2 tRNA genes and 3 rRNA genes are annotated in these 5,375 nt (G+C 48.7%); all 5 read right to left on the bottom strand.

What is annotated here, in order from left to right:
* Positions 1-3: 3 nt before the first annotated feature.
* The 5 genes from rrf to QHT84_RS14050 all read right to left on the bottom strand — a co-directional run bounded on the left by rrf (position 4) and on the right by QHT84_RS14050 (position 5,138).
* A 5S ribosomal RNA gene (gene rrf / locus QHT84_RS14070) occupies positions 4-113 on the bottom strand.
* 181 nt (positions 114-294) lie between these two features.
* Positions 295-3,174, bottom strand: a 23S ribosomal RNA gene (locus QHT84_RS14065).
* A 125-nt stretch (positions 3,175-3,299) separates the two neighbouring features.
* Positions 3,300-3,376, bottom strand: a tRNA-Ala gene (locus tag QHT84_RS14060).
* Positions 3,377-3,461: 85 nt separating this feature from the next.
* Positions 3,462-3,535, bottom strand: a tRNA-Ile gene (locus tag QHT84_RS14055).
* An 87-nt stretch (positions 3,536-3,622) separates the two neighbouring features.
* Positions 3,623-5,138, bottom strand: a 16S ribosomal RNA gene (locus tag QHT84_RS14050).
* Together the 16S, 23S and 5S rRNA genes with 2 tRNA genes alongside form the textbook arrangement of a ribosomal RNA operon.
* Between the last annotated feature and the right edge of the window lie 237 nt (positions 5,139-5,375).

The raw sequence follows: 5,375 nt of genomic DNA, 5'->3' as shown, positions 1-5,375 counted from the left end.
AAAAAAAGGCGGCGACATACTCTCCCACATTACTGCAGTACCATCTGCGCAGTCGGGCTTAACTTCTCTGTTCGGAATGGGAAGAGGTGAGCCCCGACGCAATAACCACCTTAAGTTGTTGTTTAAGGTTTCAGGTTGTAAAGTTTCAGGTTAATAACCCGTAAACTCTAAACTCGCAACTTTAAACGCAGCTTCGCTGCAAATATCTTAACATACTGAGATAAAATTCATTTTGTCAGCCCCAACTTCATTGGGGAAGAAAGGGTGCACCGGGCCTTGCGGCCCGAATGCGACGTACATAAGCTTACGGGTTATTAGTACTACTCGGCTATGACATTACTGCCTTTACACCTATAGCCTATCAACGTGGTCATCTTCCACGACCCTTAAAAGAAATCTCATCTTGTGGTGGGTTTCGCGCTTATATGCTTTCAGCGCTTATCCCTTCCAAACGTAGCTACTCTGCAGTGCCCCTGGCGAGACAACAGATACACTAGAGGTTTGTCCAATTCGGTCCTCTCGTACTAGAATCAGATCCACTCAAATTTCTAACGCCCGCAGTAGATAGAGACCGAACTGTCTCACGACGTTCTGAACCCAGCTCGCGTGCCACTTTAATGGGCGAACAGCCCAACCCTTGGGACCTTCTCCAGCCCCAGGATGTGACGAGCCGACATCGAGGTGCCAAACCCCCCCGTCGATATGAGCTCTTGGGGGAGATCAGCCTGTTATCCCCGGCGTACCTTTTATCCTTTGAGCGATGGCCCTTCCATGCGGAACCACCGGATCACTATGCTCTACTTTCGTACCTGATCGACCTGTATGTCTCTCAGTCAAGCTCCCTTATGCCATTGCACTCTACGCACGGTTACCAAGCGTGCTGAGGGAACCTTTAGAAGCCTCCGTTACTCTTTTGGAGGCGACCACCCCAGTCAAACTACCCACCAAGCAATGTCCCCCGCTTGTGCGGGGTTAGACCTCAGATAAGCAAAGGGTGGTATTTCAACAATGACTCCACAACGCCTGGCGACGCCATTTCACAGTCTCCCACCTATCCTACACATCACTTATCCAAGACCAATACTAAGCTATAGTAAAGGTGCACAGGGTCTTTTCGTCCCACTGCGGGTAATCGGCATCTTCACCGATACTACAATTTCACCGAGCTCATGGCTGAGACAGTGTCCAGATCGTTACACCATTCGTGCAGGTCGGAACTTACCCGACAAGGAATTTCGCTACCTTAGGACCGTTATAGTTACGGCCGCCGTTTACTGGGGCTTCAATTCAATGCTTCTCCGAAGATAACATCTCCTCTTAACCTTCCAGCACCGGGCAGGTGTCAGGCCCTATACCTCATCTTACGATTTTGCAGAGCCCTGTGTTTTTGATAAACAGTCGCCTGGACCTTTTCACTGCGGCCCACATCGCTGTGGGCGACCTTTCTCCCGAAGTTACAGGTCTATTTTGCCTAATTCCTTAGCCATGAATCTCTCGAGCACCTTAGGATTCTCTCCTCGACTACCTGTGTCGGTTTACGGTACGGGTACTTGTAATCTAAGTTTAGAAGGTTTTCTTGACAGCCCTTAGGTACACTATCACTTTGTCCGAAGACGCCGTGTACTATCGCATTTCACCAGTCCCCGCGCATTTTACTACGGGACCTATAGCTAGGTGCTTTAACGAGCTATTCCGTCAGCTCGCGGTACTTTCATCACTGTGTCACTCCATCACAATTACAAGTAGTACGGGAATATTAACCCGTTGGCCATCGACTTCCCCTTTCGGGTGCGCCTTAGGACCCGACTAACCCTCAGCTGATTAGCATAGCTGAGGAAACCTTAGTCTTTCGGTGTGCGGGTTTCTCGCCCGCATTATCGTTACTTATGCCTACATTTTCTTTTCTAACCGCTCCAGCATGCCTCACGACACACCTTCAACGCTGTTAGAATGCTCCCCTACCACTGATATTACTATCAATCCATAGCTTCGGTAGTATGCTTATGCCCGATTATTATCCATGCTCGTCCGCTCGACTAGTGAGCTGTTACGCACTCTTTAAATGAATGGCTGCTTCCAAGCCAACATCCTAGCTGTCTGGGCAGACAAACCTCGTTTTTTCAACTTAGCATACATTTGGGGACCTTAGCTGATGGTCTGGGTTCTTTCCCTCTCGGACATGGACCTTAGCACCCATGCCCTCACTGCTGGTAAACATTATATAGCATTCGGAGTTTGTCAGGAATTGGTAGGCGGTGAAGCCCCCGCATCCAATCAGTAGCTCTACCTCTATATAACTTAATTCCAGCGCTGCACCTAAATGCATTTCGGGGAGTACGAGCTATTTCCGAGTTTGATTGGCCTTTCACCCCTACCCACAGGTCATCCGAAGACTTTTCAACGTCAACCGGTTCGGACCTCCACTATGTGTTACCACAGCTTCATCCTGCCCATGGGTAGATCACACGGTTTCGCGTCTACCACTACCGACTAAAGCGCCCTATTCAGACTCGCTTTCGCTACGGATCCACACCTGAAGTGCTTATCCTTGCCGGCAACGGTAACTCGTAGGCTCATTATGCAAAAGGCACGCCGTCACCCCTTAAAGGGCTCCGACCGCTTGTAAGCGTATGGTTTCAGGATCTATTTCACTCCGTTATTCACGGTTCTTTTCACCTTTCCCTCACGGTACTGGTTCACTATCGGTCTCTCAGGAGTATTTAGCCTTAGCGGATGGTCCCGCCAGATTCAGACAGGGTTTCACGTGCCCCGCCCTACTCAGGATACCACTATCTATTACATCGCTTACCTGTACGGGGCTATCACCCTGTATCGCAGACCTTTCCAGGTCCTTCCAGTTCACTTTGCATAGAATGTCGTGGTCCTACAACCCCAAAATTGCCGTAACAACTCTGGTTTGGGCTAATCCGCGTTCGCTCGCCACTACTTACGGAATCACTTTTGTTTTCTTCTCCTCCGCCTACTTAGATGTTTCAGTTCAGCGGGTTTGCTCATCTATCGATGTGACATGTCTTCAACATGCCGGGTTGCCCCATTCGGATATCTGCGGATCAATCAGTATGTGCCTGTCCCCGCAGCTTTTCGCAGCTTATCACGTCCTTCTTCGCCTCTGAGAGCCTAGGCATCCCCCATACGCCCTTATTTTGCTTATTGTACTTGTTACTTATTACCTATTTAAATAGATAATTCGTGTTCTTTCTACTTTTTAAATGTATTTTTATCTCAATATGTCAATGAACGGTTAGCCCTTAGCTGACAGCTGTCAGCTTTTAGCTTTTTGGTGGAGAATATCGGAGTCGAACCGATGACCTCCTGCGTGCAAGGCAGGCGCTCTAGCCAGCTGAGCTAATTCCCCCTTCTTCTAGCCGTTAGCTATCAGCTATCAGCAGTTAGCGGATTGTTGATGCCCAACTTCTAAAATTTCCCTCTAAGCATACTAGTAGTCCCGGGCAGACTCGAACTGCCGACCCCTACATTATCAGTGTAGTACTCTAACCAGCTGAGCTACGAGACTCTGTATTTGCTTATTATATCTTGAACTAACAGCGAGAGTAAAAAAAACGTCCAATCCCAATTACCTAAACCCTTTTTTCGTCTCTAGAAAGGAGGTGTTCCAGCCGCACCTTCCGGTACGGCTACCTTGTTACGACTTAGCCCCAGTTACTAGTTTTACCCTAGGCAGCTCCTTACGGTCACCGACTTCAGGTACCCCCAGCTTCCATGGCTTGACGGGCGGTGTGTACAAGGCCCGGGAACGTATTCACCGGATCATGGCTGATATCCGATTACTAGCGATTCCAGCTTCACGGAGTCGAGTTGCAGACTCCGATCCGAACTGAGACCGGTTTTGTAGATTCGCTCCTGGTCACCCAGTGGCTGCTCTCTGTACCGGCCATTGTAGCACGTGTGTAGCCCAAGGCGTAAGGGCCGTGATGATTTGACGTCATCCCCACCTTCCTCACGGTTTACACCGGCAGTCTTGCTAGAGTTCCCGACTTGACTCGCTGGCAACTAACAACAGGGGTTGCGCTCGTTATAGGACTTAACCTGACACCTCACGGCACGAGCTGACGACAACCATGCAGCACCTTGAAAATCGTCCGAAGAAAAGCATGTTTCCACGCCTGTCGATTCCCATTTAAGCCTTGGTAAGGTTCCTCGCGTATCATCGAATTAAACCACATGCTCCACCGCTTGTGCGGGCCCCCGTCAATTCCTTTGAGTTTCATTCTTGCGAACGTACTCCCCAGGTGGGATACTTATCACTTTCGCTTAGCCACTCAGATTGCTCCGAACAGCTAGTATCCATCGTTTACGGCGTGGACTACCAGGGTATCTAATCCTGTTCGCTCCCCACGCTTTCGTCCATCAGCGTCAATCCACAAGTAGTAACCTGCCTTCGCAATTGGTATTCCATGTAATATCTAAGCATTTCACCGCTACACTACATATTCTAGTTACTTCCTTGTAATTCAAGTCTTGCAGTATCAATGGCCATTCCACAGTTGAGCTGCGGGCTTTCACCACTGACTTACAAAACCGCCTACGGACCCTTTAAACCCAATGATTCCGGATAACGCTTGGATCCTCCGTATTACCGCGGCTGCTGGCACGGAGTTAGCCGATCCTTATTCTTACGGTACCGTCAAGCTCCCTCACGAGGGAGTGTTTCTTCCCGTACAAAAGCAGTTTACAATCCATAGGACCGTCTTCCTGCACGCGGCATGGCTGGTTCAGGCTTGCGCCCATTGACCAATATTCCTCACTGCTGCCTCCCGTAGGAGTCTGGTCCGTGTCTCAGTACCAGTGTGGGGGATCTCCCTCTCAGGACCCCTACCTATCGTAGCCATGGTAAGCCGTTACCTTACCATCTAGCTAATAGGACGCATGCTCATCTTGTACCGTTGGAACTTTAATAATCAAGTGATGCCACTTGAAAATACTATGAGGTATTAATCCAAATTTCTCTGGGCTATCCCTCTGTACAAGGTAGATTGCATACGCGTTACGCACCCGTGCGCCGGTCTCAAAGTTGCAAGCAACTTCTACCCCTCGACTTGCATGTGTTAGGCCTGCCGCTAGCGTTCATCCTGAGCCAGGATCAAACTCTTCATCGTATATTGTTTGCTCTTACAAGCTAATTTATAGACAAAGGCTAGGCTTAATTCAAATCTTCCGATTCTCTTACTCTCTTTTTTGTTGTCCCGATTATCAATCGGGACGGCTGTCAATTCAATATGTCTATGAACGTATCACTCTTATTTTATTCCGCCAACCTCTCGATTAGCGGGTGCAAAAGTAAGCATCTTTTTTAAACTAACAAGTAATTTTAAAATTATTTTTGAATTTATTTT

Source organism: Flavobacterium sedimenticola (genome assembly GCF_030053345.1).
Taxonomy (GTDB): domain Bacteria; phylum Bacteroidota; class Bacteroidia; order Flavobacteriales; family Flavobacteriaceae; genus Flavobacterium; species Flavobacterium sedimenticola.
The sequence above is the reverse complement of the archived record's forward strand: the minus strand, read 5'-3'. Positions and strand labels throughout refer to the sequence as shown.